Raw genomic sequence first — 26,022 nt, 5'->3', positions numbered from 1 at the left:
TCCGCCGTTGTCTTGCGCCCCCGCTGCACGCACTATCCGTGTCGCATCTACCCATCCCCCCCCCCCCTCCTCTCCTCCCCCCCCGTCCCCCCCCCTCGCCCCCCCCCCCCCCCACGACCGTGTTCCTGATCAGATCTGCCGGATCAGCAGGGGCCGTTGTCCTGCCAGGCGCCCCACTCCCCGGTGGTGCCCGGCTCCTCGCCCTGGGTCCAGTACCGCGCGGTGTACTTGCGGCTCTTGTGCGAGACCGTCATACCCCCGGTGTAGACGGCCGAGGCGGTCCACGCCGCGCCGCAACCACCGGTCGGCGGCGGGGTGGTGGGGTTGCCGCCGCCACCGCCGCCCACGTTGACGTCCACGCACGCGTAGAACGCCATCGGGGTGTCGTAGATGTTCCAGACGGCGAGGACCTTGTGCCGGCCGCTGGGCAGGTTGGTGACGTTGTGGTTGACCACCTGCGGCGGCTGCGTGTTGCCGTTGGTGAACGTCTGGTGCAGGTTGCCGTCGACGTAGTACTGCCAGTTGAGCGTGCGGTGCATCGCGGTGTTGCGCCACGAGAACGTCGTCGAGCTGCTGATGTTCGTGACGCGCCAGCCCTTGTTGTCCTGGTCCAGCACCGTGTAGCTGCTGCCGCCGCTGCAGTTCTTGGAGCCCTTGGGCGCCTCGACGCTCTGCGGCTCGTACTGGATGGACCCGCAGTTGGCGACCACGCCGGTGGCGCACTGGTCCTGGCGGCTCGGCGGGCTCGTGATCCAGCCGTGAGCGCTGGCCGGTGAGGCCGTGACGATCACGGTGAACAGTGGGGCGGTGAGGAGTGCGGCGGCCAGAACCGCCAGTCTTCTTCGGAGGGTCATCTCGCTCCTTCGGCAGGCGAAAGCCAGCTGTTGACGACCGGTCCGCCCACCGGCGCCGACCTTTCCATCAGGGAACGTCAATCAGTAAGGTTTGTCAACAGTTAACGGAGTCTTGACACTGCCCTAGTCGGGACATAGCGTGCCGTCAAACTAGCAGGGAACTTAACAGTTTCGCTGGAGGACGCCGTGTACCGCACCCCGCGCAGCCTGCTCGCCTCTGTCGCAGCCGTCGCGACCGTCGCCGCCGGCGTCACCGCGCTGCTGACGGCCTCCCCGGCCGGCGCCGCGGTGAGCCTCTCCGACGTCGTGCCGGCACCGGTGTCGGCGCAGCCCGCGGCCGGCGTGACCTACACGCTGCCGTCGAACGCCGCGATCCAGACCGCGGCCGGCGCCACCGACGTCGGCAACTACCTCGCCGGCATCCTCCGCCCGTCGACCGGCTACGCGCTGCCGGTCTCCACCACCACCGGCACGCCGGCCAGCGGCATCGCGCTGCTGCTGTCCGGCGCCGACCCGAGCGTGGGCGCGGAAGGCTACCAGCTCGACGTGACCGCCGCCGCCGTCACGCTCCGCGCGCAGACCGCGGCCGGGCTGTTCCACGGGGTGCAGACGCTGCGGCAGCTGCTGCCCGCCACCGTCGAGGCGAAGACCGTCCAGAGTGGACCGTGGGCGGTGACCGGCGGCCGGATCGTCGACTACCCCCGTTACGGGTACCGCGGCGCGATGCTCGACGTGTCACGGCACTTCTTCACCCCCGACGTGGTGAAGCGGTACATCGACGAGATCGCCCAGTACAAGATCAATACCTTGCACCTGCACCTCTCCGACGACCAGGGCTGGCGCATCGTGATCGACGCCTGGCCGCAGCTGACGACCGTGGGCGGCAGCACCCAGGTGGGCGGCGGCGCCGGCGGCTTCTACACCAAGGCCCAGTACTCCGACCTGGTCTCCTACGCGGCGTCGCGGCAGATCACCGTCGTGCCCGAGATCGACATGCCCGGCCACACCAACGCCGCGCTCGCCTCCTACGCGCAGCTCAACTGCAACAACACGGCCCCGCCGCTGTACACCGGCACGAGCGTCGGCTTCAGCTCGCTGTGCGTCGGCAAGGAGATCACGTACACGTTCGTGCAGCAGGTGCTCAACGAGCTCGCCGCGCTCACCCCCGGGCCGTATCTGCACATCGGCGGCGACGAGGCGTCCAGCACGCCGCCGGCCGACTACGCCACCTTCATGAACCGCATCCAGCCGTTCGCCGGCGCCGCCGGCAAGACCGTCATGGGCTGGCACCAGATCGGGCAGGCCAACCACACCACGAACCGGGTCGCGCAGTTCTGGGGAACGTCCACCTCGGACGCGGACCTGAGCTCGGCGGTGAGCAAGGGCGACAAGATCCTGCTGTCGCCGGCGAACAAGGCCTACCTCGACATGAAGTACACCAACGCGACCCCGCTCGGGCAGACGTGGGCCGGCCTGATCGAGGTGCAGACCGCCTACAACTGGGACCCGGGCGCCTACCTCTCCGGCGTACCGGCGAGCGCGATCCTCGGCGTCGAGGCGCCGATGTGGACCGAGACGATCACCAACCTGGCCGGCATCGAGTTCATGGCGTTCCCGCGGCTGCCGGCGCTCGCCGAGCTGGCCTGGTCGCCGCAGTCGGCGCGCAACTGGGACACGTTCAAGGTGCGGCTCGGCGCCCAGGGTCCACGGTGGACGATGCAGGGGATCAACTTCTACGCCTCGCCGCAGGTGCCGTGGAGCACGTCCCAGCCGACCCGCAGCGCGTACACGCAGATCCAGGCCGAGAGCTACAACACCCAGTCCGGTACGCAGAACGAAGCGACCACCGACACCGGCGGCGGGCAGAGCGTCGGCTACATCACGCCCGGCGACACGCTCGCCTACGACCTCGACTTCGGCACGTCCTCGCCGGCGTCGGTGACGACCCGCCTGGCGTCCGGCGCGGGCAGCGGCACCATCCAGTACCGGCTGGACTCCGCGACCGGCCCGGTCATCGCCAGCGTCCCCGTCACCTCCACCGGCGGCTGGCAGGCGTGGACCAGCACCACCACCAACCTGACCGGCGCGGCGACCGGCGTGCACCGCCTGTACCTCACCTTCACCGGCACCGCGGGCGCCGACTTCGTCAACCTCAACTGGCTGCAGTTCACCGCCGGCAGCAGCCTGCCCAACGCCTACAGCGTCCGGCAGGCGGAGGCGTTCGGCAGCCAGTCCGGCACGCAGACCGAGGCCACCACCGACACCGGCGGCGGCCAGAACGTCGGCTACGTGACGCCCGGCGACTGGCTCGCCTACACCGGCGTCGACTTCGGCACGCCGACCGCGGTGTCGGTGACCACCCGGCTGGCGTCCGGCGCGGGCAGCGGCACCATCCAGTACCGGCTGGACTCCGCGACCGGCCCGGTCATCGCCAGCGTCCCCGTCACCTCCACCGGCGGCTGGCAGGCGTGGACCAGCCCCACCACCAACCTGTCCGGCACGGCCACCGGGGTCCACACCGTGTACCTCACGTTCACCGGCACCGCGGGCACCGACTTCGTCAACCTCAACTGGTTCCGGTTCAACCGGTAGCGCCCCGCTGTCCGGTTGCCGACAGGTCCTGGCCACAGGGTCGGGCGTCCATCGCGGCGTCCACCCTGTAACAGGTCGCCAGGGGAGCCGAATTGGACCAGTCGGGGGAACAGCGGTACCGGGAGTTCGTCGTAGCGCGGTCCGCCGCGCTGCTGCGCACCGCGTACCTGCTCGTAGGGGACCGGGGCAGGGCGGAGGATCTCCTCCAGACCGCGCTGGTCAAGACGTACGTCGCGTGGGACCGGATCAAGGATCCCGGCGCGACCGAGGCATACGTCCGGCGCGTCATGGCAACCACGGCCACGTCGTGGTGGCGGCGCCGGTGGTCGGCCGAGCAGCCGGCCGTGACCCTGCCCGACAGCGCGGTCGCCGACGCCAGCGGTGACCTGGCCGACGCGGACGAGATGCGCCGGCTGCTGCTGACGCTGCCGGCGCGGCAACGGGCGGTGCTCGTGCTGCGCTACTACGACGACATGAGCGAGGCGGACGTCGCCCAAACCCTCGGCATCTCCCGCAGCGCGGTCAGCAGCTACGCCGCGCGCGGGCTGTCCGCGCTCCGCCATCGCATCGGTGAGGAGGTCAACTCGCGGTGAACACGTCATTCGAAGCGAAGTTCCGGGCGGCCGTCACGCGCAGCGCCGAGCAGCTCGAGGCCCGGCCGGTCGACGCCGACGGGCTGATCCGGCACGGCCGGTCCGCGCTGCGCCGGCGCCGGTCCGCGACCGTCGCGGGCGCGGCGGCGGCACTGACCGTGGTCGTCGCCGTCACGGCCGCGGCGGTCGGTGCGGGTGCCCCGGACCGGCGCCCCGAGCTGGTGGCATCGCCCGGCCCGACCACGGCGGCGGCCCCCGCCGGCGTCGACGTGCTGCTGGCCGGCAACACGATCCGGACCGCGGCCGGCCGGCTGGTGCCGATCCCGCGGCCGGCCGGCGGCACCGCGACGCGCGCGACCGGCGTGGCCGGTGGGTGGGTGGTCACCTCCGGTGGCCCGATGGACCTGCCGTCGATCGAGTTCCTCACCGACGCCGGTCAGCTGAAAGGCTTCCAGCCGTCGCTCAAGGGCGCGCCGGTGGGGTTCGCCGCGGACGGCCGCTCCATGGCGGCCCGGGTCGGCGACACCATCTACGTGTTCGACCTGCCGTCGCTGGTGGTGCGGCACCGCATCGGGATCCACGCGCCGAGGGTGGGCGCGCAGCTGGAGGACCTGTGGCTGCGCGGCGACCGGCTGGTGGCGCAGTTCAACGCGGTGGGTGACAGCGGTCCCGGCTTCAGCGGGGCGACGGTCTGGGACCTCAGGACCGGCACCTCGACCACGTCGCCGGGCGTCGAGGTGCGGGACGTCAGCGCCGACGGCGGCCTTGCCCTCCTGTCCACCCAGCAGGGCTCGGGCCCGGACGTGACGCAGTGCGTGTCGGTCGTGCCGGTCGGCGCTGCCATGGCGGCGAGCGGGACGCCGGTGTGCGGGCCGGGAGTGAGCCTGACCCACGGCCGCTTCTCGCCGGGCGGCACCTGGATCGCCGCGTCGGTGCATCCGAGCGGGACGTGGCTCTTCCGCACGGCGCAGGTCCAGTCGGGCAACGCCCTGCCGGTCGCCCGTCATGACCTCGGCTTCGCGGCGTGGCAGGACGACGCCCAGCTGATCCTGGCCGACGAGCCGGTGACGGTGGTGCAGCGCTGCCCGGTCACCGGCGGGGACTGCCGGCCGGTGGCCGGTGGGGCCGAACCCCGGCTCGCCGTGATCCCGAGCTACCGGACTGGATAGCATCCTGGGGTGCGGAGCGAGCCGAAGATGGTGCTGGTGGTCCGGACCGACCTCGGCATGGGGAAGGGCAAGATCGCCGCGCAGGTCGCGCACGCCGCCGTCGCCGCGGTCCTCGCCGGGCCGCACGGGCCGGTGTTCGAGGCGTGGCTGCGGGCGGGGCAGCCGAAGGTGGTGCTGAAGACCGCCGACGAGGCGGGTCTCGCCGCGCTGTGCGCGCACGCGGGTGAGGCGGGACTGCCGGTGCAGGTCATCCGGGACGCGGGCCGCACGCAGGTCGCCTCGGGCACGGCGACCTGCGCGGCGATCGGGCCGGCGCTCCCGGAGGACGTCGACCCGGTCACGTCCGCCCTCGCCCTGCTGTGACTCAGCCCTTGACGCCGCTACTGGCGACGCCGCGGACGAAGTACCGCTGGAAGATGACGAACACGATCGCCACCGGGATGATGGTCAGGATCGAGCCGGCCATCATCACCGGATAGTCGAAGGACTGCCCGCCCGCGCCGCCGCGGCCCAGCGTCGACAGGCCGAAGGGCAGCGTCCAGTGCGACGGGCTGGCGCGCACCACGATGAGCGGCATCAGGAACTCGTTCCACACGCCCTGGAACGACAGGATCGTCAGGGTCAGCAGCGCCGGCCGGGCCAGGGGCAGCACCACGTGCCAGTAGGCGCCGAAGATGGACGCGCCGTCGATGCGGGCGGCCTCCTCCAGCTCCTTGGGCAGCTCGACGAAGAACTGGCGCATGAGGAAGATCCCCATCGCGTCGACCGCGAGCGGCAGGATGAGGCCGGTGTACGAGTTGAGCAGGCTCATCTCCTTGAGCACCAGGAAGCGCGGCACGGTCAGGACGATCGGCGGCACCGCCAGGACGGCGATGATCCCGGCGAACACGACGCCGCGGCCGCGGAAGTTCAGCCGGGCGAGGGCGTAGCCGGCGAGGGAGTCGATGAAGACCCGGCCGAGGGTCGCGACGACGGTGACGAGGATCGAGTTGAACGTCCACAGCGGGAAGTCGCTGTGCAGCAGGACGTCGGACCACGCCCGCAGGTCGAAGGAGCGCGGGAACGGTGACGCCGAGTTCGTGGCGACCTCGGGCCGCGACTTGAACGACGTGCCGAGCGACAGCACGAACGGGTAGATGAAGATGACGGCGAAGAGGATCAGCAGCCCGTACCGGAGCACCCGTCGCATGTCAGCGCTCCTTCCGTAGCACGAGCCGCTGCACGGCGGTGAACACGAGGATGATGACGAGCACGATGAACGCGATCGCGGCGGCGCGGCCCATCGCGCTGTTCTGGAAGCCTTCCCGGTAGATGAGGTAGGCGGGGGTGAGCGTGGTCTTCTGCGGCCCGCCCGAGGTCATCGCGTAGACCTGGTCGAAGACCTGCCAGGTGCCGATCACGCCGAGGGTCAGCACCAGGAACAGCGTCGGCTTGAGCAGGGGCAGCGTGATGCGGAAGAACCGCTGCCGGGGTGACGCGCCGTCGATGCTGGCCGCCTCGTCGAGCTCCTCCGGGACGTTCTGCAACCCGGCGAGGAACATCAGCATGAACGTGCCGGTGGTCGTCCAGGTGGCGAGGATCATCACCGAGCTGAGCGCGACGCTCGGCCCGGACAGCCAGTCCCACCACGACAGGTCCATGAACTCGCCGCGCAGCGCGCCCGGTGGGCGGTCCACGCCGACGGTGCGCAGCAGCAGGTGCAGCAGGCCGTCGGAGTCGTCGAGCCAGACCAGGTCGACCTTGCCCGGCAGGACCGCGGACAGCACGGTGTTGACCACGCCGGACGGGCTGAACAGGAAGATGAAGATGAACGCGACCGCGATCGAGCTGGTCACCGACGGGAAGTAGAACGCGGTGCGGAAGAACGTGCGGCCCTTGAGCAGCCGGGCGTTGACGACGATCGCGAGCAGGAACGCGAGGATCGTCTGGGCCGGGACGACGCCGAGGACGTAGTAGAGGTTGTTGCGCAGGCTCTTGGCGAAGTCGCCGCGGACGATCCCCGGGTCGGTCAGCAGGTCGGCGTAGTTGGCGGCGCCGGCGGGCTCGGACGTGCCGAGCGGGGTGAGGCCGCTCCAGTCGCGGAAGCTGACCCACAGCGCGAGGGCGATCGGCGCGACCATGAACGCGCCGAGGCCGATGAGGGCGGGGGACACGAAGAGCCAGCCGGCCAGGCCCTGCCGGCCGTGAATGCGTGACATGCGGACTCCCAGGGAAGGGGCCGCTGACTGCAGCGGCCCCTTTGCGATACGGGTCAGCCGAGGACGTCGGTCCCGGCCTTCTGCGTGCTGGTGACGACGTCGCCGACCTGCTTGTTGCCCTTGGCGAGGCCCTGGATCCCGTCGTTGAACGTCTCGATCGCGGTGCTGAAGCCCGGCACGAACACCGACTTCTTCGCGTAGTCACCGCCGGCCACGAAGGCCTTGAGCTCGGGCTTGTCCGCCAGCCACTTGTCCGCGAGGGACTTGCGCGACGGCATGACCGGGAACTCCTTGGTGACGGCGAACTGCTCGTCGGGGGAGGTGAGGAACTTGACGAAGTCGAGCGCGGCGGCCTTGTTCTTCGCCGCCTTGGCCACGCCGTAGCAGACGGAGAACGACATCGTGCCCTTGCCCTTGGGGCCGGCGGGCAGCTCGGCGACGGCGTACTTCGTGTTCGGGAAGTCGTTCTTCATCGCGCCGACGATCCAGTTGCCCTCGATCGTCATCGAGGTGCTCGCCTTGCCGAACGCCTCGCCGCCCCAGCCCGCGCCGACCGACGCGGGGGTGCCGAACCAGCCCGCCTTGTGGTTGTCGGTGACGTACTGCAGCGCGGCGCGCATCTCGGGGGTGTCCATCGTCATCTTGGTGACGTCGTCGTTCGTCGGCCAGGCGCCGGCCTGGGCCATGAACGCGCCCCACCGGTAGAACTCGGGGGCGATCACCAGGCCGGGGTGGCCGGGCTTGGTGAGCGCCTTCGCCGCCGCGGTCAGCTCGTCCCAGGTGGTGGGCGGCTGCAGTCCGGCGGCGGTGAAATCAGCGGTGTTGTACACCAGCTGGAGAGTCGAGAAGTCCTTGGGCGCGCAGTAGTAGGTGCCCTTGTAGGTGAAGGACTGCTTGAGCGTGTCGTAGAAGTCGCCCGGGTTGTCGACCTTGTCGCCGATCGGCTCGAGGACGCCGTTCTTGCCGAAGTCGGGCAGCTTGTTGTCGTTGACGTAGAACACGTCCGGCGGTTCGCCACCGGCGAGCGCGGTGGTCAGCGCCGTGTCGTACTCGGGCAGGACCTTCAGCTCGACGGTGTTGCGGCCCTGCTTGTTGTAGTCCTCGACGGCTTTGCGCAGCACGGCGTCCTCGGCGGGGGAGGAGGAGAACGCGTACATCGTGAGCTTGGCGCCGGTGGCGTTGCCCTCGGTGCCGGAGCCGCTGCCGTCGTCGCCGCACGCGGCGGTCAGCAGCACGGCGGCGCACAGGGCGGTCAAGAGGCGGGGTGTTCGTAACATGTCGGTCGCTCCCAGGGGGTCGGAGAACTCACTGCAGGGCGCTGGACGCCCGGACGATCAGCTCGGGTGCCAGCAGTTGCCCGGCCGGCCCGTCCTGCGCGTCGCCCGTCGCCGGGCCCAGCAGGGCGCGGATCATGGCGTGCCCGACGGCCTCGATCGGCTGCCGGACGCTGGACAGGTCGAGCGCGCCGGCGGTCGGGGTGTCGTCGAAACCGACGACGGCGAGCCGGGCGTGCCGCTGCCGCACCGTGCGCAGCACGCCCGCGGCGAGCGTGTCGGTGGCGGCGACGACGGCGGTCGGTGGGGTGGGGTGATCGAGCAGCGCCTCCGCCAGCCGCGCGCCGTTGGCGAGGGAGTCCTCGCCGCGCAGGTCGAGGTGGCGGGAGCCGTCGAGCAGGCCGTGCTTGTCCAGCGTGGTGCGCCACCCTTCGGCGCGCCGGTCGCCGACCGCGACACCCTCCGGGTAGCCGAGGAACGCGATGCGCCGGTGCCCCCGGGTCACCAGGTGCTCGACGGCAGCGGCCGTGCCGGCGGCGTTGTCGATGTCGACCCACGCGTGCCCGGTGTCCGCGCCGGTGCGGCCGAACGCGGCGAACGGGATCCGGCGCTGCCGCAGGGCGGGTGGCCGCGGGTCGTCGGACTGGATGCCGTAGATCATGACGCCGTCGATCGCGCCGGCGCGGTGCAGGGCGTCGACGTTGATGACCTCGTCGTCGTGGTCGTCGGCGGTGAACAGGAGCAGGTGGTGGTCGGCGGCGCGGCCGGCGTCGGCGAGGGCGTGCAGGAGCCGGTCGTGCATGCTGCCCAGCGCGTGCGGGTGCATCGGCTCGATCCGGTAGCCGATCATGCGGGAGGTGGCGGCCCGCAGCGACTGCGCGACCCGGTTGGGCCGGTAGCCGAGCTGCTCGATCGCCGCCTCGACCCGCTGCCGGGTCTCCGGGCGCACCCGCTGGGGCGCGTTGAGCACGTTGGACACGGTCTGCCGGGACACACCGGCGGCACGTGCGACGTCCTCGACGGTCGGCGGGTTCACGAGCCCTCCCATTTGTAGGTATTGAACGTTCAAATCGGCCTTGCGGGCGTCCGTTTGAACGTTCAATATGGATGTCCGGACAATCTCACCCGCTCACCGACGTTGTCAAGGGACCGATATGGCGCAGCCCTACCTCCACGAGCACGTGACATGTGTCGCCGCACCGGCGACCTGGCTCTCCGGCCCGTCGGGGCAACTGCGCGACGGCGCCGACGGCCTCTACGTCGACGACCGCAGGGTCCTGTCCAGGCTGGTCGTCACCGTCGACGGCACCGAGCCGGTCCCGGTCCAGGTGCGCCGGACCAGCGCGTCATCGGCCCGCTTCACCGCGGTGCTGCCGGCGCTCGGCGACGAAGGCCCGGACCCGACCGTCTCGCTCACCCGCGACCGGCGCGCCGAACCCCGCGGCGGGACGGAGACCCTCACGCTGACCAACCTGTCGCACGTCACGCTGGACGTATCGGTCGCGGTCGAGGCGGCCACCGACTGGGCCACCATGGGCGCGGTGAAGGAGGGACGCCCTCCCGCGTCCACAGTGGACTTCCCGGACGGCGTCGAGGTCGTCTCGTCGCCGCCGCCCGACGCCGGGCCGCTGAGCTGGCGGGTCACCGTCGCGCCGCGCTCGAGCTGGACCGTCACGCTGCGCTTCACCCGTGCCGCCGCGGCGCCGGCCCCCGCCCGTGTCGCCGACCGTGCGGCCGCGCCGAGCGCGCTGCGGGTGACCGCCGACGACCGGCGGCTCGACGCGCTCGTGCGGGCCGGCGTCGAGGATCTCGACGCGCTGCGGCACGCCGACGGCTACTACACCGCGGGCAGCCCCTGGTATCTCACGCTCTTCGGCCGCGACTCCCTGTGGGCGGCGCGCCTGGCCCTGCCGCTGGGCACCGACGCCGCCGCCGCGACGCTGCGCGTGCTCGCCGCCCGCCAGGGTGTCCGGCACGACCCGGACACCGACGAGGAGCCCGGCAAGATCCTGCACGAGGTCCGCCCCGCCGACGCCGCACACTGGCTGCCGCCGGTCTACTACGGCACCGTCGACGCCACCGCGCTGTTCGTCAGTACCGTCGCCGACGCGTACCGCTGGGGACTGCCCGCCGACGAGGTGCGCGCGCTGGTGCCGAACGTGGAGCGGGCCCTCGAGTGGCACGCCGGGCACGACGGCTTCATCGCCTACCGGTCCAGCGGGAAGGGGCTGGCCAACCACGGCTGGAAGGACTCCGGCGACGGCATCCAGTTCGCCGACGGACGCATCGCCAAGGGGCCGCTCGCGCTGTGTGAGGTCCAGGCGTACGCCTACCGTGCCGCCCTGGACGGCGCCTGGCTCCTCGACGCGTTCGACCGCCCGTCGGCGGAGCGCTGGCGCGGCTGGGCCGCCGACCTCGCAGAGCGGTTCCGCGCCGCGTTCTGGTGCCCCGACGGCCACCCCGCGGTCGCCCTGGACGGCGAGGGCGCCCAGGTCGACAGCGTCACCTCCAACATCGGCCACCTGCTCGGCACCGGACTGCTCACGCCGCAGGAGAGCGTGCGGGTCGCCGACCGGCTCGCCGGGCTGCGGTCCCCGTTCGGCATCCGGACCGTCGCGCCGTCCTCGGCCGGGTACAACTTCCTGTCGTACCACCTCGGCTCGGTCTGGCCGCACGACACCGCGATCGCCCTGCTCGGCCTGGTCCGCGACGGGCACCGCGAGGAGGCGGCGGCGGTCATCCGCGCGCTGCTGAACGCCTCGGAACGCTTCGACGCCCGCCTGCCGGAGCTCTTCGGCGGTGACGACTCCCCGACGCCGTACCCGGCCTCCTGCCGCCCCCAGGCCTGGGCCGCGGCGACCGGCCCCGCCGTGCTCACCGCCCTGCTGGGCCTGGACGTCGACGCGACCGTGGGCCGCCTCACGCTGGACCCGATCGCCCCGTCCCCGGTCGGCGCGTACCGCGTCCAGGGCCTGCGCGTCGCCGGCGGCGAGCTCGACGTGAGCGTGACCGCCGCGGGCGAGGCCACCGTCCACAGCGCGCCTAAATTTCAGTCTTGACTTATATAAGGCCCAGCTGACATTGTCTGCCTGTGCATGCGTTTGACGTGCTGGGGGACCCGGTGCGGCGGCGGATCCTGGAGCTGCTCGCCGAGGGTGAGCTGACCGCGGGCGCCGTCAGCGAGGTCGTCCGGGAGGAGTTCGGGATCTCGCAGCCGGCGGTGTCGCAGCACCTGAAGGTGCTGCGGGAGTCGGGGTTCGCGACCGTCCGCGCCGACGGCACCCGGCGGCTGTATGCCGTCGACGCCGGACCGCTGCGGGAGGTCGACGCCTGGCTGGAGCGGTTCCGCGGGTTCTGGGACCAGCGCCTGGACGCGCTCGGCACCGAGCTTGCACGCGGGAGACGTCAGCGGAATCTGAGCGAAGGGCCTGACCAGTGATCGACATCGTCAAGCAGATCAACGCCACGCACCGCGAGATCGGCAGTCACCCGGTCGCCGCCGGGGAGGGACGGTCGCTGCTGCTGCGCCGCACGTACGACGCGGCGATCGCAGACGTGTGGGACGCCTGCACGGATCGCGAACGCCTCGGCCGGTGGCTCGGGCAGGTCGACGGTGACCTGCGGCTGGGCGGCACGTTCCAGCTGAAGGACAACGCCGGCGGGGAGATCCTGCGCTGCGAGGAGCCGCGGCTGCTCAAGGTGACCTGGTCCTTCGGCGGCGACATGGTGACCGAGGTCGAGCTGCGGCTCACGCCCGACGGCGACGGCACCGTGCTGGAGCTGGAGCACTCCTCGCCGGCCGAGATCGTCGACGAGCTCCTCCGCACGTACGGGCCGGGCGGCACCATCGGCATCGGCGGCGGCTGGGACCTGGCGTTGCTCGGCCTGGACCTGTACCTGCGCGGCACCGCCCTCGACCCGGCCACCTGGGAGGCCGCGCCCGACGTGAAGGAGTTCGCCGTCCAGGCCTGCCACGCCTGGGGCGAGGCGGTCAAGCGGGCCTGGGGGCTCGATGACGACGCCATCGCCGCGGGCGTCGCGTTCGGCGTGCAGCAATACGCGCCCGGTGCGTGACGGTGTTCGTTTAGTAATACGACTAATCGGTGTGTGGTAATGCGTCGCCCGCCCAGCGCAAGTTTTCCTCAAGGTCCTTTGTGGGGACTCGGGCGGGCGGCGCCGGCTGCTTATTGTCTGCGGGGCCCGTAGGCGGACGAGAGGCAGATGTCGTGGGATCCAGGACCCCGATGGTCATGGCACTGCTCGGTGTGGCAGCCCTCGTCGCCGGTTGCGGCACGAGCCCCGCCGTCGACCCTGGCAAGCCGCTCGTCGTGCACCTCTACGGGTCCGACGCCAACATGACCAACTCGCTCAAGGACAAGCTCAACGGATCCCCGGCGCTGCTGTCCGGGATGGTCGGCACCACGCCGCTGCTCGCGCTGCCGGTGTCGTTCCAGCAGCGGCTGCGCGGCGTCGACCCGTCGCTGGTGGACTACGGCTACGCCGCCGAGGCCTACGACGCGGTCATGCTCGCCGCACTCGCCGCCGAGTCGGCACGCACCACCCAGCCGCTGACGGTGGCGAAGTACGTCGTGCCCGCCTCGACCTCCGGCACGATCTGCGACACCCCCGCCGCCTGCCTGAACCTGGCCAAGGCCGGCAAGGACTTCGCGTACCGCGGCGTGTCGATGCGCCGCAGCGGCCTCAGCGAGACCGGCGAGCCCTCCTCGGCGTCCTACGGCACGCTGCACTTCGACCGCGACAACATGATCAACAACAACATGACGGAGTTCATCGGTGCCGGCGACGAGTCGCTCGCCTCCACCGCGCCCGCCCCGCCGTTCACCGCCTACCCCAACTTCACCGGCGGCGCGAAGAAGCCGCCCGCGCTGAAGATCGGCGGGCTTATGCCGCACACCGGCCGCCTCGCCTACCGCAGCCCGCCCCGCTTCGCCGCCGCCAAGCTCGCCGTCGCGGACATCAACGCCGCCGGTGGCGTGCTTGGGCAGCCCGTCGAGTGGGTCGACGGCGACGACGGCACCGACGCCACCATCGCCGCCGCGACCGTGGACCGCTTCGTCGGCCTGGGCGTGCAGGTCATCATCGGCGCGTCCTCCTCCAGTGTGACGAAGTCGGTCATCCCGAAGATCGCCGCCGCCGGCCGGATCCTCATCTCGCCGTCGTCCACATCGGACGAACTCAGCACCGTCGCGGACAACGGCCTGTTCTTCCGCACCGCACCGCCGGACCACCTGCAGGCCCGCGCCCTCACCGACGTGATCATGCGCGACGGCCCGCACAAGGTGATGATCCTCGCCCGCGAGGACGCCTACGGGCTGGGCCTGCAGAAGAACGTGAAGGCGAACCTGGTCGCGGCCGGGATGCCGGAGAGCGGCGTCGAACTCGTGACCTACCAGACCACGGTCGAGGACTTCAGCGGCATCGCCACCCGCGTCCGGGCCGGCGCCCCCGATGCGGTGCTCATCCTCGGGTACGACGAGACCGCCCTCATCGTGACGGCCCTCTTCGCGCAGAAGGTCGGCACATTCGGGGCTTTCAACAGCTGAACCGTCATCCACAGGTGCGGCCGTTCGTAGGGTGATTACCGGTGACCCGGCGACTATCTTGTCGGCATGCGCGCAGATCGGGTCCGGCTGGGCATCGACTTCGGAACCTCGAGCACCGTCGCCGTCGTCGGCCAGCCCGACGGGCAGGTCCGGCCGCTGCTGTTCGGCGAGACCCCGATCCTGCCGTCGGCCGTGTGCGCCGACTGGCGGACGCCCGGGACCGCCGGCTTCCTGGTCGGCCGGGATGCGATCCACGCCGGCCGGGCCCACCCCGACGCCTTCGAGCCCAACCCGAAGCTGCGCATCGACGACGGCTCGGTCCTGCTCGGCCCGGCGGAACTGCCGGTCACCGAGCTCATCGGGGCGGTCCTGCGCCGCGTCGGCACCGAGGCCGAGCGGGTCGCCGGCGCACCCGTCGCCGACGTCACCCTGACCTACCCGGCGTCCTGGGGCCCCCGCCGTCGTGCCGTGCTGCAGGAGGCCGCCCGGGTCGCCGGGATGGCCGCGCCGGCCATGGTCGCCGAGCCGGTCGCCGCCGCCGCGTACTTCGTCGACGCCCTCGCCCACGCCGTCCCCGTCGGCCGCTGCGTGGTCGTCTACGACTTCGGCGCCGGCACGTTCGACGCCTCCGTCGTCGGCCGCACCGACGACGGCTACACCGTGCTCGCCGAGGAAGGCCTCCGCGACGCCGGCGGCCTGGACATCGACAACGCCGTCGTCGCCTACTTCGGCGCGACGTACGGCGTCTCCGACGGCGACTCCTGGCGCCGCCTCACCCACCCCGAGACCCCCGGCGACCGCCGCGTCTCCCGCCACTTCTGGGACGACATCCGCACCGGCAAGGAGATGCTCTCCCGGGCCGCGTCGACGTCGATCTTCCTGCCCCTCGTCGAGACCGACGCGCTACTCGGCCGGGAGCAGCTGGAGCACCTGGCCCGCCCGCTGCTGGACCGCACCGTCGCCGCGACGGCCGCCGCGATCCGCGCCGCGTCGGTCGACGCCTCCCGCATCGCCGGGGTGTTCCTGGTCGGCGGGTCGAGCCGCATCCCCCTCGCCGCGACCCTGCTGCACCGCACCCTCGGCATCCCACCCACGATCATCGAGCAGCCCGAGCTGGTCGTGGCCGGCGGCAGCCTGATCGCCGCCGCCACGGCGTCCGCGGCCCACCTCGGCCCGACGCCCACGCCCACGCCCACGCCCGCGTCCGCGTTCGTGCCGCCCCAGCCCGGCCCCACCGGCTTCGCTGGCACGGGTGCGGAGAGCCCCGCCCCGACCGCGATCGCCGATGCGGGAGCCGCGGTTCCAGCTGCTCCGCCCGGCGTCCCGGATGTGGGCGCCACGGTTCCGCCTGCTCCGGCTGGCGTCCCGGATGTGGGAGCCGCGGTTCCGCCTGCTCCGGCTGGCGTCGCGGGTGTGGGGGCCGCGGTTCCGCCCGCTCCGGCGGGTGTGGCGGTGGCCGGTGTTCCCGCTCCGGCCGGCGTCGCGGGCTTGGGAGTCGCGGTTCCGGGTGCTCCGTCGGGCGGTGGGGTGGCCGAGGTTCCGCCCGCTCTGGCCGGCGCTGCGGGCGTTGCCGGGGCGGGCGTGTCCACGGGCCCGGCCGCGTCCGGGGCCGCAGCGCCCCACTTCGGTCCGGGTGAGCCCACGAGCGCGACGCCGGCCGGGACGGGGAGTCTCGCGTCGCCGATGTACACGCTGCCGTCGCCGGACGTGCCGTCGACGTTGCAACAGCCGCCCGCGTCGTCATGGGAGCAGGCGCCAGGCGCACCGTTCGCCGCGACCGTTCCGGTGTCACCGCCGCCCGTGAGCGCGCCTCCGAGTGCACCGCCCGTGAGCGGGTTCCCGGGTGCGCCTTCTGTGAGTGCGGCCCCGGTGTCGCCGTCCGTGGGCGTCGCACCCGTCGCCGGGCACTTCACCGGCGCCCCGGTGAGTGCGGCCCCGGTGAGTGCTGCGCCCGGCGCCGCCGCTCCGGTCAGCGCGTCGCCTGTGAGCGGCCCGCCCGGGAGTGCGGCACCTGGCAGCGCCGCTCCGGTGAGTGCGGCTCCGGTCAGCGCGTCGCCGGTGAGTGGATGGCCGTCGGGCGTGCCTTCTGCCGGTGGGTCATCCGCCGGTGGGTCACCTTCAGGTGCCGGTCCCGCCGGTGCGGGGTTTGCGGGTGCGGGGTTTGCGGGTGCGGGGTTCGCGGGTGCGGGGTTCGCGGGCGGGGCACCCGCCGGTGCGGCGGGCGTCAGCGCGGCGGGCGGGCAGGACAGTGCGTGGCCGGGGGCGGCGCAGCTGTTCACCGCGCCGCCGGTCGCGCCGGGCATGGACAGACCCGCCGGGGCGCCGGGCATTCACGGAGCCGCCGGGGCGCTGGGCACGGACGGACCCGCCGGGGTGCCGGGGAGCGCCGCGCTCGTCCGTGGGGTGGGGATCGCGGTGGCGGTCACGGCGGTGCTGCGGTTCGGGTGGATGTTCGCCGACAGCGGGCCGTCGTCGCTGGTGCTGAACATCGGGTTCGAGCCGGTCTTCGACTACCTCGCCCTGGCCGTCCTCATCGTCCTCGGGGGGCTGCTGGCCGTCCGGCCCGCGTGGTCCCGGCCGGTGCTGGCCGCCGTTGCCGGGCTCACGCCGTGGGCGATGCTGCCGATCATCGCCGACGTCGCCACGGTCGCCCGGCACTTCGACTGGACGGACGAATACGCGCTGATGACGCCGTTGCTCCTGGCGCAGCTCGGCGCGCTGCTGGTCGCGGCGGGGCTGGCCACCCAGGCGGCGCTGCGCGGGCGGACGACGCGCTGGCCGCTGCCGCTCGCGCTCGCCGCCGTGGCGCTCTGGACGCCGGTCGCCGCGATGCTGTGGCTGGCCTCCGGTTCGGTCGGGGCGGTCATCGCGGCGCAGGTGTTCCGGATCGGGCTCGCCGTCGGTGTCGGCACCGTCGTCGTGTACGCGGCGGCCGGCGCCCGGGCGTGGGCCGGCTGGACCGTCGGCGCCTGGATCGGCGGCGCGCTGCTGTGGATGCTCGGCGCCGCCAGCTATGGGCGGTCCCCGAACATGCAGGCCCTGCCGGCGACGCTCATGCTGCTGCTCGTCGCGGCCGCCGCGGTCCTGCTGGTGGTGTTGCTGCGCGCCGACCGTGGTGTGCCGCGCCCGCACGCCGGGCTCGGCAGGGTGCCGGCCGTCGTCGCGCTCGTCGCGGCCGGTGTCGCCGCCGCCGGGTTCGTGTCGATCCTGTCCCAGCAGTTGGAGCAGTGGTCGTACGACGCGAACCCGAACATCAACGCCGGGGTGTTCGCGACCTCGGCGGGGATCGCCGTGCTGCTGGGCGGGGTGCTGCTGCTCGCGGCCAGGCGCAGCGCGGGTGCCGCGGCCTACTGCGTCGGTGCGGCCGCCGGGCCGGTCAGCCTCCTCGCCGGGCCGAACGCGGGCGCGATGAGCTGGCAGTACGGCATCGGCTTCGTCCTGTTCGGCGTCGCGGCACTGATGCTGGCGGTCGTGCTGATCGGGTCCGTGCCGACCCGCCTGTCCTGGCCACGGCTCGCCGCGGCCGCCGGGTGCCTGCTGCTGATCGCGTGGACGACCTCGGCCGAGCAGTTCACCCGTCTCGACCTCGGCGACCAGTGGCTGATGGTGCTGGCGTCCATCGCGATCCCCGCCGCCGTCCTGTGGAAGGGCGGGACGGTCACGGCCGGTGCGCTGCTCGGCGTGGTGGCGAGCTCGGTCGGGGAGCAGTTCCTCACCGTGTACCGCAGGATCGACGAGAGCGCGGGGATCCTGCTGATTCTCGCGGTCCTGGCGACGCTCGCGACGGGCCTGGTCCTCGCCCGGCCGGAAAATGAGCACGAGCCCGCGGCGAGCCGCTGAAAGGGCCCACGGCGAGCAGCTGACAGAGCTCACGACGAGCCGCTGGAAGAGAGCGCGGCGGGCCGATGACGGCTCAGCCCTTGAGGGCGCCTCTGACGAAGCCGCGGACGTAGTACCGCTGCAGGAGCAGGAACAGCAGCACGCAGGGGACCGCGGCGGTGACGACGCCGGAGAGCAGGGTGCCGTGGTCGACCGCGCCCAGGCTGCCGGACTGCAGGTTGAACAGTGCGACCGGCAGCGTGAACTTCTCGTCGTCGGTGATGAAGATGAGCGGGGCGACGAACTCGTTCCAGGAGGCCAGGAACGAGAACAACGCGACGGTGACGATGCCCGGCACGACGCCGCGCAGCAGCACGTGGCGCAGCACGCCGGCCGGGCCGCAGCCGTCGATGAGGGCGGCCTCGTCGAGCTCCACCGGCAGCGCCTCGAAGGAGTTGCGCATCATGAACAGCCCGAACGGCAGCTGGAACATGGCGAGGACCAGGGCCAGGCCGAGCAGCGAGTTCTGCAGCCCGAGCCAGTCCAGCATGATGTACAGCGGAATCAGGATCGTGCTGTGCGGCACCATCAGGATCGTGAGGGTGAGCAGGAAGAGCAGGTTCTTGCCGCGGAAGGAGAACCGGGCGATCGCGTAGCCGCCGAGCGTCGTTGCGACGACGGTGACCGCGACGGTGACCAGCGCGACGAACGCGGTGTTGGCCATGTAGACGGGCAGGCCGCTGCCGTACACGAGCAGCCGCCGGTAGTTGTCGAGCCCGGGCGGACCGGTGCCGGTGCGGCCGCGCAGCGAGCTGTACAGCGCCCACAGCATCGGCGTCAGGAACAGCACGGCGAGGGCGGCGCAGGTGCCGAAGCGGCCGAGGGCGCGGGGTCTCACCGGCCACCCCGCAGGAACCGGACCTGGGCGCCGTTGACGGCGAAGAGCACGGCGAGGATCCCGACGGAGATGGCGGCGGCGCGGCCGAGGTCCTGGGAGGTGAACGCCTCCCGGTAGATGCCGATGACGACGGTCGCGGTGCCGTGCCGGCCGCCGGTGAGGATGAAGAACTGGTCGAACGCCAGCAGCGAGCTCGTCACCAGCAGCACCAGGACGAGGGTCATGGTGGGGCGCAGCAGCGGCAGGGTGATCCGGCGCATCATCTGCCAGCGGGTGGCGCCCTCGAGGGTGGCCGCCTCGTACAGCAGCGGGTTGATCGACTGCAGGCCGGCCATGATGATGACCATGTAGTAGCCGGCGAACTTCCACGTGATCAGCAGCGCCGTGGAGAACAGCGCGTGCGGCTCGTCGCCGAGCCAGTCGACGCCGTCGTCGCCGAAGCTCCGGGCGAGGACGTTGAGCGGCGACGTGTCCTGGTTGAACAGGCCGTAGAACAGCAGGCTCGCCGAGGCCAGGCCGACGGCGGCCGGCAGGAAGAACACGGTCCGGAACACGGTGAACGCCGGGCCGGGCCGCTGCACCAGCAGGGCGAGCCCGAAGGCCATCAGGGTCACGAGCAGCGTGGCGATCACCGTGTACTTGAGGCTGAAGACGATGGCGCGGGCGAACAGCGGCTCGGCCAGCGCGTCGTAGTTCGCCACGCCGTTCGGGGCCGAGTCGCCGAGCAGCGGCCAGTCGTTGAGCGACATCCAGACCATCAGGCCGAGCGGGACGACGAACAGCACCGCGACGAGGACCGCCATCGGCAGCGCGTACAGGAATCCGGAGGACCGCCGCATGCTCAGCCGCCGCTCAACGAGCTGGTGATGCTCGCGTTGTGCCGGTCCAGGGCGGCACCGACGGCACCAGTGCCGAAGACGGCGTCGGCGACGGCGGCGATCCACGGACCGTTCGGGTCGTTGAACGTCTTGCCGAACGCGACCGCGTACGGCGTCTGCCCGCGCCGGGCGATGGCCGTGAACGTCACGAGCCGCGGGTCCTGCTGGGCGTGGACGTTGTCGTCGAGGTCGGCGCGGACGGTGACGTACCGGTTCTTCGCCACGACGTCGACCTGCGCCCGCTCCGACAGGGTCCAGGCGATGAAGTCCCACGCCTGGTCGGCGTGCCGGCTGTTGGAGCTGATGCCGAGCACGTCACCGCCGAGGAACGACGACGCGCCGCCGTCGAGGCCGGGGATGGCCGCGACGCCGACCTGCAGGTGCGTCGCCTCCTCGATGGTGCGCAGCGCGGTGGCGCCCATCGGCTGGATGCCGACGAGCCCTTCGCTGAACGCCTGCGTCCACGTCGGCCCGCTCTCGTTCTTCGCGGTGCGGGGGACGAGGCCGCCGGCGTACATGCCGCGGTAGAACTCGAAGACCCGCTTGGCGTCGGCGCCGTCGAGCAGCGCGGCCGTGCCGTCCTCGGTGAGCACCTTCGAGCCGGACGCCCAGATCATCGGCCACGACGTGGCGAACATGCAGTCGGGGCAGGCGCCGCCGAAGTTGAACCCGCGCACGCCGCCGCCGAGGCCGTTGACCTTCGCGGCGAAGTCGCGCAGCTCGCGGAGGCTGGCCGGCGGCCGGTCGCCGTCGAGCCCGGCCCGGATGAACAGGTCCTTGTTGTAGAACAGCGCGGCGAGGTCGATGTCGTGCGGCACGCCGTAGGTGCGGCCGTCGTGCCGGACCGCGCGCATGTGCGACGGGGCCAGGTCCTCGCGGAACGGCAGCGTGGTGACCCGCGCGGTGATGTCGGTGAACACGCCCCGCGACACGTAGTTCGGCGCGTAGACCACGTCGATGGCGAGGAGGTCCGGCAGCTGGCGGGTCCCGGCGGCCGCGCCGACCCGCTGCTGGTAGGAGTCCGCCGGCATGACCGTGAGCTTGACCTTGTTGCGATGGGTCCGGTTGTACTGGTCGATGAGCGCCCGGCTGAACGCGCCCGTCAGTGACCTGGTCCACATGGTGAGCGCGGTGCCGTCGTCGGTGGCGGCGGTGCCGGTCGGGGTGGGTTCGGCATGGGCGCGCTGACATGCGGTCAGCGCGAGGACGGCGACGAGCCCGACCGCCCACCGCCATGCTGCGCCTTCGCGTGCTCCCATGCGACCGCCTCCGCTCCGAGCGAATGTTAGCGCTCACATAGACATTGTCAACACCTCCGACGGGGCGGCGGGAAGTCGGCGGCTTGGCTACTGTGACGCCGGATCAGATCGATCCAGGTGCATCTAGAAGTACGGGGAGAGGCTGCGAACAGCATGGGCCAAGGAGTACTGCGGCGTTGGCGCCGCTTTGTCGGGTTCAGCGGGCTGCTGTGTGCGTTGGTGGGGACCGGGCTGCCCGTAGTGGCTTCGGCCGCGCCGCCGGCGCCAGGGGCCGGTCCGGTCGCCGAGACCTCGGCGACCCCGCCGGTCCAGACGCCGCAGCAGGCGGCGGCCGAGGCGCAGCGCACGAAGCGGCCGGTGGAGGTGACCGGCTCCGCGACGGCCACCGACCGGGTCGTCGCCAACCCTGACGGAAGCTTCACGCTGACCCGCACGGCGGTGCCGGCGCGCAAGCGGGTCGGCGGGCAGTGGCGCGATCTGGACGCCACGCTCAGGTCCACTCAGGACGGTCAGGTGGCGCCGGTGAACACCACCGGCGGGCTGCTGCTGTCCGGCGGCGGCACGGGCCCGCTCGCCACGCTCACGGACGCCGGTCAGACGCTCGCGCTGACCCTGCCCATGACGCTGCCGAAGCCGACGCTGGACGGCGCCTCCGCGGTGTACGCCGCGGTGCTGCCGGGCGTGGACCTGCGGGTCACCGTGGACCGCCAGGGCGGCTTCCAGCACGTGTTCGTCGTGCACGACGCCGCCGCCGCGGCCGACCCCAGGCTCGCGGACCTCGCCATCGGCGTGCGGAGCCAGGGGCTGCGCGTCGAGGCCGACGAGTCGGGCAACCTCAGCGCGAAGGACTCCCGCGGGCACGTCCGCTTCGCGGCGGCCGTGCCGACGATGTGGGACTCGTCGAAGGCCTCCACAGCGTTCGCGGCAGGCGCCAGGACCACTGGCTCCGGTCCGGCAGGGCCGGGCACCGGGGCGAAGGTGGCCCGCAGCAAGGTCAAGGTGACGGCCCGCCCGGCGGGCGAGGCGACGATCGCGCTGACCCCCGACCGCGCGCTGCTGACCGCGAAGGACACCCAGTACCCGGTCTACATCGACCCCTACTGGACGCCGGTCGGCGCGGAGAAGACGGGCTGGGCCACGGTGGCGCAGCAGTTCCCCACGACGAAGTACTGGAACAACACGCCGGATCCGGATGGGCGCATGCAGGTCGGCAACTCCGGCAGCATCTACTCGCACACGCTGGTCAACTTCCCGATCCCGGTCGCCACGCTCGCCGGGGCCACGATCAACTCCGCCACGTTCTACATGACCAACGTCTACTCGTGGAGCTGCACCGCCAAGACGGCCTACGTGCACGCGCCGTCGATGACGCTCTCGTCGTCGAACGCGAGCTGGGAGGCGTGGAACGGCCAGCTCGGCGCGGCGGTCACGTCGTTGACGTTCGCGCACGGGTACAACAACAGCACCTGCCCGGCGGCCGGAGCCGGCTTCGACGTGGCGGGCGTCGTCATCAACGACGTCGCGAGCAACAAGACGGTGCAGACCTTCGGGCTGACCGCCGCCAACGAGACGACCTCCGACCACTCCGGTTACAAGGAGTTCGACCCGGCCGGTGCGAAGCTGGAGATCAAGTACAACCACGCGCCCTTCGCGCCGACGGCGCTGAGCACCTCGCCGGCCACGACCTGCCCGGCCGGCACCCCGTCGGCGGTCGGCGACGGCCCGGTGTCGCTGTACGCCAAGGTCGACGACCCCGACGGCAACAACCTCGGTGTGGCGTTCAAGCTGTGGAAGACGTCAGACGCCACCCAGACGGCGATCGCCTCGTCGACCTTCTCGGAGCTGACCTACCCGGCGCGCAGCTTCGCGGTGCTCGTCGTGCCGCGATCAACGCTGAAGGACGCCGCCGGCTCGTCCATCACCCAGTTCTCCTGGAAGGTGCAGACGAACGACACGACGGCGACCTCGCCATGGTCGGCGACGTGCACCTTCGCGTTCGACCCGACCCGCACCGGCCCACCGGTCGTGACAGGGCCGGCCGTCAGCACGATCGCCCAGCCGGCGACGTTCTCGGTGACCAAGCCGGCGACCGGGACCGTGCCCAGCGGCTACCTCTACCAGCTCAACGGCGGCCCCGCGGCGCAGGTCGTGGCGAGCGCCGGCGCGGCGAGCATCACCATCACGCCGAACCGCGCGACGAACATGCTCACCGTGACGAGCCTGTCGGCCGGCAGCAACATCGGTGACACCGCCACGGCGATCTTCAACTCGAACGCGGCGATCCCGGCGCCCGACCAGGACACCACCGGCGACGGGGCCCCCGACCTGCACGTCGCCGGCGCGATCGGCGGGCTGCCCGCGGGGCTCTGGCAGGCCACCGGCAAGCCCGGCGGCACGGTACAGACGAACGCCACCAACATCGGCATCTACGGCAACGGCGTGGTCGGTGACAACTCGCCGGCGAACTTCACCGGCGCGCAGGCGATCACCGGCCGGTTCACCGGCGGCAACCTGCAGGACCACCTGCTCTACTACCCGGGCGGGATCAACCCGGGCAGCGGCATGGTGATCAGCGGCACCGGCGACGGCTCGGTGCTGCAGGCCCACCGCGGCGGGGAGTACACGATCAGCGCCGGGCTGCTCGAGGACATCAACTACGCCAACCCGGTCCAGCTGGCCAACGCGGGCAACAGCTCGCACCAGAACCTGGCCTACCCGGACCTGATCTCGATCAACGGCAACGCGACCGTCGGCTACTACCTTGCTTACTACGCCAGCCAGAACGGCATCAAGAATTTCCAGTTCCCGGCCCAGCTGGGCACGTTGACGCCGGCCGGCGGCACGGACTGGAACACCTGGAGCATCGTGAGCGCCCAGGTCGCCACCGGCACGTCGGTGTTCCTGTGGCAGCGCTCCAGCGGTCTGCTGTACCTGTGGGCCGGCCTCTCGTTCGACCTCGGCACGCAGGCGCTCACGTACACCCAGTACCGGCTGTCGACGAGCTGGAACGCGGGCGCCACGACCACGTTGCAGGCGGCCGACCTCAACCGCGACGGCATCGCGGACCTGTGGACCGCGGGCCCCAGCGCGAGCGCCCGGGCCTGGCTGGTGAGCAACCTCAGCGGCACGACCGGCACGATCACCGGGCAGACCGCCCAGACGCTCGTCACGGCCACGCACCACTGGAAGCTCGACGACCTGACCGGCACCACCGCGGCGGACAGCGTCGGCACGCTCACGGCCACCGCCGCGGGGGGCGCGACGTCGAACACGGGCGACCTGTTCAGCCCGGACGTCAAGCTCGACGGCAGCAACGGCCAGCTCACCACCGCGAGCCCGGCGGTGCCGACCAACAACGACTTCACCGTCTCGGCCTGGGTGAAGCCGTCGGCGGCCGGCGGCGTCGTACTGTCGCAGGACGGCGGCCAGATCTCCGGCTTCAAGGTGTGGTCCGACGCCGCGACCAAGTCGTGGCGCTTCGGGCTGGCCGCCTCCGACACCGCCGGCGCCACGATCGACACCGCGTCGGCGGCGGCCGGCAGCGTCCAGGTCGGGGTGTGGGCGGAGCTGACCGCGACGTACCGGCAGTCGGGTGGCATCCTGAACCTGTACGTCAACGGGGTCAACGTCGCGACGGCGACGCACCCGGTCAGCTGGAACGCCACCGGCAAACTGCGGATCGGCGCGTCGGCGACGCAGGGCACGGCCGGTGACTTCTTCGCCGGTCAGGTGGCCGACGTGCGGACCTGGAACCAGCGGATCGACCCCGCGCAGGCGACCGGCCCGGCCGGCTACTACCAGACGATCACCCCGACCCGGTTCCTGGACACCCGCACCGGCGTCGGTGCCGGCGGCACGACCACACCGGTCGGGCCGAACGGCACCGTCAAGCTGGCGATCGCGGGCGTGAACGGTGTCGCGTCCACCGGGGTCACCGCGGTGGCGGTCAACGCGACCGCGATCTCCCCGACGGCCTCCGGCTACCTGACGCTGTTCCCGACCGGTACGCCACAACCCGCGACGTCGAACATCTACTTCGAGCCGAACGCGGTGCTGGCGAACTTCGCGATCGTCCCGGTCGGCGCCGACGGCACGATCAGCATCTTCAACGGCAGCGGCGGGACGGTCCACATCGTGGCCGACGTGTCCGGCTACTTCACCTCGGACGCGGCGAAGGCGGGCAACAGCAGCTACCAGCCGCTCAGCTCGACCCGAATCCTGGACACGCGGTCCGGGCTCGGCGCGCCGGCCGGCGCGCTGTACAACGGCGGCACCATCGCCGTGCAGGTCGGCGGCGCCAACGGCATCCCGGCCGGCATCACCGCGGTGGCGATCAACCTCACCTCGGCGAACGCCTCCTCAGGCGGGCACCTGATCACCCGGGCCGACGGCACGGCCCTGCCCGGCACCTCCGGGCTGCAGATGACCGCCGGTGTGATCCTGGCCGACCTGGCGATCGTCGCCGTCGCGGCCAACGGGAAGATCGACATCACGATGAACGGCGGGATCGCCGGCGGTCACACCGACGTCATCGGCGACGTGGTGGGATATTTCGTCGCCGGTACGAGCGGCCAGAAGTACTACGCGCTCAACGCGACCCGGGTGCTGGACACCAGGCAGGACAACACCCCGATCGCGTCGAACGGGTTCCGGGCGATCGCCCAGGGCAACAACGTCATCGCCAACGACGCGACCCTGGTCATGAACATCATCGTCACCCAGGGGACGACCGCGGGTTACGCCGTGACCTACCCCAACGGCGGCGCGGTGCCCGTCGCGTCGACCGTCAACTGGTACGCCGGCCAGACCGCCGCCGCGCTCACGTTGCCGAAGACGGGCAACGGCACCATGAACGTCTACAACGCCAGCAGCGGCAGCACCCACATCGTCGTGGACTGCCTCGGGTACTTCGCCGGCAACTGAC

General features: G+C 71.9%; 18 protein-coding genes. 10 read left to right on the top strand and 8 right to left on the bottom strand.

Annotated elements, in window-relative coordinates:
- Positions 1 to 143: 143 nt before the first annotated feature.
- Positions 144 to 854 (bottom strand): lytic polysaccharide monooxygenase, encoded by a 711-nt coding sequence (locus ACZ6TV_RS28765; protein WP_465300404.1) that lies wholly within the window; start codon positions 852 to 854, stop codon positions 144 to 146.
- A gap of 186 nt (positions 855 to 1,040) precedes the next feature.
- Here ACZ6TV_RS28765 and ACZ6TV_RS28760 point away from each other — a divergent pair, with 186 nt between their 5' ends.
- The 4 genes from ACZ6TV_RS28760 to pth2 all read left to right on the top strand — a co-directional run bounded on the left by ACZ6TV_RS28760 (position 1,041) and on the right by pth2 (position 5,571).
- On the top strand, positions 1,041 to 3,446 hold the full coding sequence (locus ACZ6TV_RS28760) for a family 20 glycosylhydrolase (RefSeq protein WP_465300403.1): 2,406 nt from the start codon (positions 1,041 to 1,043) through the stop codon (positions 3,444 to 3,446).
- Between the two features lie 92 nt (positions 3,447 to 3,538).
- Entirely contained in the window at positions 3,539 to 4,039 is a 501-nt protein-coding gene (locus ACZ6TV_RS28755) for a SigE family RNA polymerase sigma factor (protein WP_465300402.1), read from the top strand.
- A complete protein-coding gene (locus ACZ6TV_RS28750; RefSeq protein WP_465300401.1) occupies positions 4,036 to 5,208 on the top strand; it encodes a hypothetical protein in 1,173 nt (390 codons plus the stop codon). Before ACZ6TV_RS28755 ends, ACZ6TV_RS28750 begins: the two co-directional genes overlap by 4 nt.
- A 9-nt stretch (positions 5,209 to 5,217) precedes the next feature.
- Positions 5,218 to 5,571 carry a peptidyl-tRNA hydrolase Pth2 gene (gene pth2, locus ACZ6TV_RS28745; protein WP_465300400.1) on the top strand — a complete coding sequence of 118 codons (354 nt, stop codon included), beginning with the start codon at positions 5,218 to 5,220 and terminating at the stop codon, positions 5,569 to 5,571.
- A gap of 1 nt (position 5,572) precedes the next feature.
- Here the strand turns inward: pth2 and ACZ6TV_RS28740 are convergent, their stop codons facing one another.
- Genes ACZ6TV_RS28740 through ACZ6TV_RS28725 form a run of 4 tightly spaced genes read right to left on the bottom strand, consistent with a single transcriptional unit; the run spans position 5,573 to position 9,728 of the window.
- Positions 5,573 to 6,397: a carbohydrate ABC transporter permease gene (locus ACZ6TV_RS28740; protein WP_465300399.1), complete on the bottom strand. Its 825-nt coding sequence runs from the start codon at positions 6,395 to 6,397 to the stop codon at positions 5,573 to 5,575.
- 1 nt (position 6,398) lies between these two features.
- Positions 6,399 to 7,406, bottom strand: a complete 1,008-nt coding sequence (locus tag ACZ6TV_RS28735) for a carbohydrate ABC transporter permease (protein ID WP_465300398.1) — start codon at positions 7,404 to 7,406, stop codon at positions 6,399 to 6,401.
- A gap of 53 nt (positions 7,407 to 7,459) precedes the next feature.
- Entirely contained in the window at positions 7,460 to 8,683 is a 1,224-nt protein-coding gene (locus ACZ6TV_RS28730; protein ID WP_465300397.1) for a sugar ABC transporter substrate-binding protein, read from the bottom strand.
- Positions 8,684 to 8,711: 28 nt separating this feature from the next.
- Positions 8,712 to 9,728, bottom strand: coding sequence for a LacI family DNA-binding transcriptional regulator (locus ACZ6TV_RS28725; RefSeq protein WP_465300396.1), 1,017 nt, complete (start codon positions 9,726 to 9,728; stop codon positions 8,712 to 8,714).
- A 106-nt stretch (positions 9,729 to 9,834) separates the two neighbouring features.
- Here ACZ6TV_RS28725 and ACZ6TV_RS28720 point away from each other — a divergent pair, with 106 nt between their 5' ends.
- The 5 genes from ACZ6TV_RS28720 to ACZ6TV_RS28700 all read left to right on the top strand — a co-directional run bounded on the left by ACZ6TV_RS28720 (position 9,835) and on the right by ACZ6TV_RS28700 (position 18,084).
- Entirely contained in the window at positions 9,835 to 11,739 is a 1,905-nt protein-coding gene (locus ACZ6TV_RS28720) for a glycogen debranching N-terminal domain-containing protein (protein WP_465300395.1), read from the top strand.
- 32 nt (positions 11,740 to 11,771) lie between these two features.
- A complete protein-coding gene (locus tag ACZ6TV_RS28715) occupies positions 11,772 to 12,119 on the top strand; it encodes an ArsR/SmtB family transcription factor (RefSeq protein WP_465300394.1) in 348 nt (115 codons plus the stop codon).
- Positions 12,116 to 12,754 carry an SRPBCC family protein gene (locus ACZ6TV_RS28710; protein ID WP_465300393.1) on the top strand — a complete coding sequence of 213 codons (639 nt, stop codon included), beginning with the start codon at positions 12,116 to 12,118 and terminating at the stop codon, positions 12,752 to 12,754. Before ACZ6TV_RS28715 ends, ACZ6TV_RS28710 begins: the two co-directional genes overlap by 4 nt.
- 152 nt (positions 12,755 to 12,906) lie before the next feature.
- Complete coding sequence (locus ACZ6TV_RS28705; RefSeq protein WP_465300392.1) at positions 12,907 to 14,244, top strand: ABC transporter substrate-binding protein; 1,338 nt, start codon at positions 12,907 to 12,909, stop codon at positions 14,242 to 14,244.
- A gap of 66 nt (positions 14,245 to 14,310) precedes the next feature.
- Complete coding sequence (locus ACZ6TV_RS28700) at positions 14,311 to 18,084, top strand: Hsp70 family protein (RefSeq protein ID WP_465300391.1); 3,774 nt, start codon at positions 14,311 to 14,313, stop codon at positions 18,082 to 18,084.
- A gap of 73 nt (positions 18,085 to 18,157) precedes the next feature.
- On the opposite strand, the gene ACZ6TV_RS28695 is transcribed toward ACZ6TV_RS28700, so the two are convergent.
- Genes ACZ6TV_RS28695 through ACZ6TV_RS28685 form a run of 3 tightly spaced genes read right to left on the bottom strand, consistent with a single transcriptional unit; the run spans position 18,158 to position 21,098 of the window.
- Positions 18,158 to 18,961 (bottom strand): carbohydrate ABC transporter permease, encoded by an 804-nt coding sequence (locus ACZ6TV_RS28695; protein ID WP_465300390.1) that lies wholly within the window; start codon positions 18,959 to 18,961, stop codon positions 18,158 to 18,160.
- On the bottom strand, positions 18,958 to 19,800 hold the full coding sequence (locus tag ACZ6TV_RS28690) for a carbohydrate ABC transporter permease (protein WP_465300389.1): 843 nt from the start codon (positions 19,798 to 19,800) through the stop codon (positions 18,958 to 18,960). The genes ACZ6TV_RS28695 and ACZ6TV_RS28690 overlap by 4 nt, the downstream gene beginning before the upstream one ends.
- Before the next feature lie 2 nt (positions 19,801 to 19,802).
- The gene (locus tag ACZ6TV_RS28685; RefSeq protein WP_465300388.1) at positions 19,803 to 21,098 is read right to left on the bottom strand and encodes an ABC transporter substrate-binding protein; all 1,296 of its coding nucleotides are present in this window, start codon (positions 21,096 to 21,098) and stop codon (positions 19,803 to 19,805) included.
- A 240-nt stretch (positions 21,099 to 21,338) separates the two neighbouring features.
- On the opposite strand from ACZ6TV_RS28685, the gene ACZ6TV_RS28680 reads away from it, so the two are divergent.
- A complete protein-coding gene (locus ACZ6TV_RS28680) occupies positions 21,339 to 26,021 on the top strand; it encodes a LamG-like jellyroll fold domain-containing protein (protein ID WP_465300387.1) in 4,683 nt (1,560 codons plus the stop codon).
- The last annotated feature ends 1 nt before the right edge of the window (position 26,022 follow it).

This window comes from Dactylosporangium sp. NPDC051087, assembly GCF_055586325.1.
Note: the sequence above shows the minus strand (reverse complement) of the source record. Positions and strands in the feature narration are given on the sequence as shown.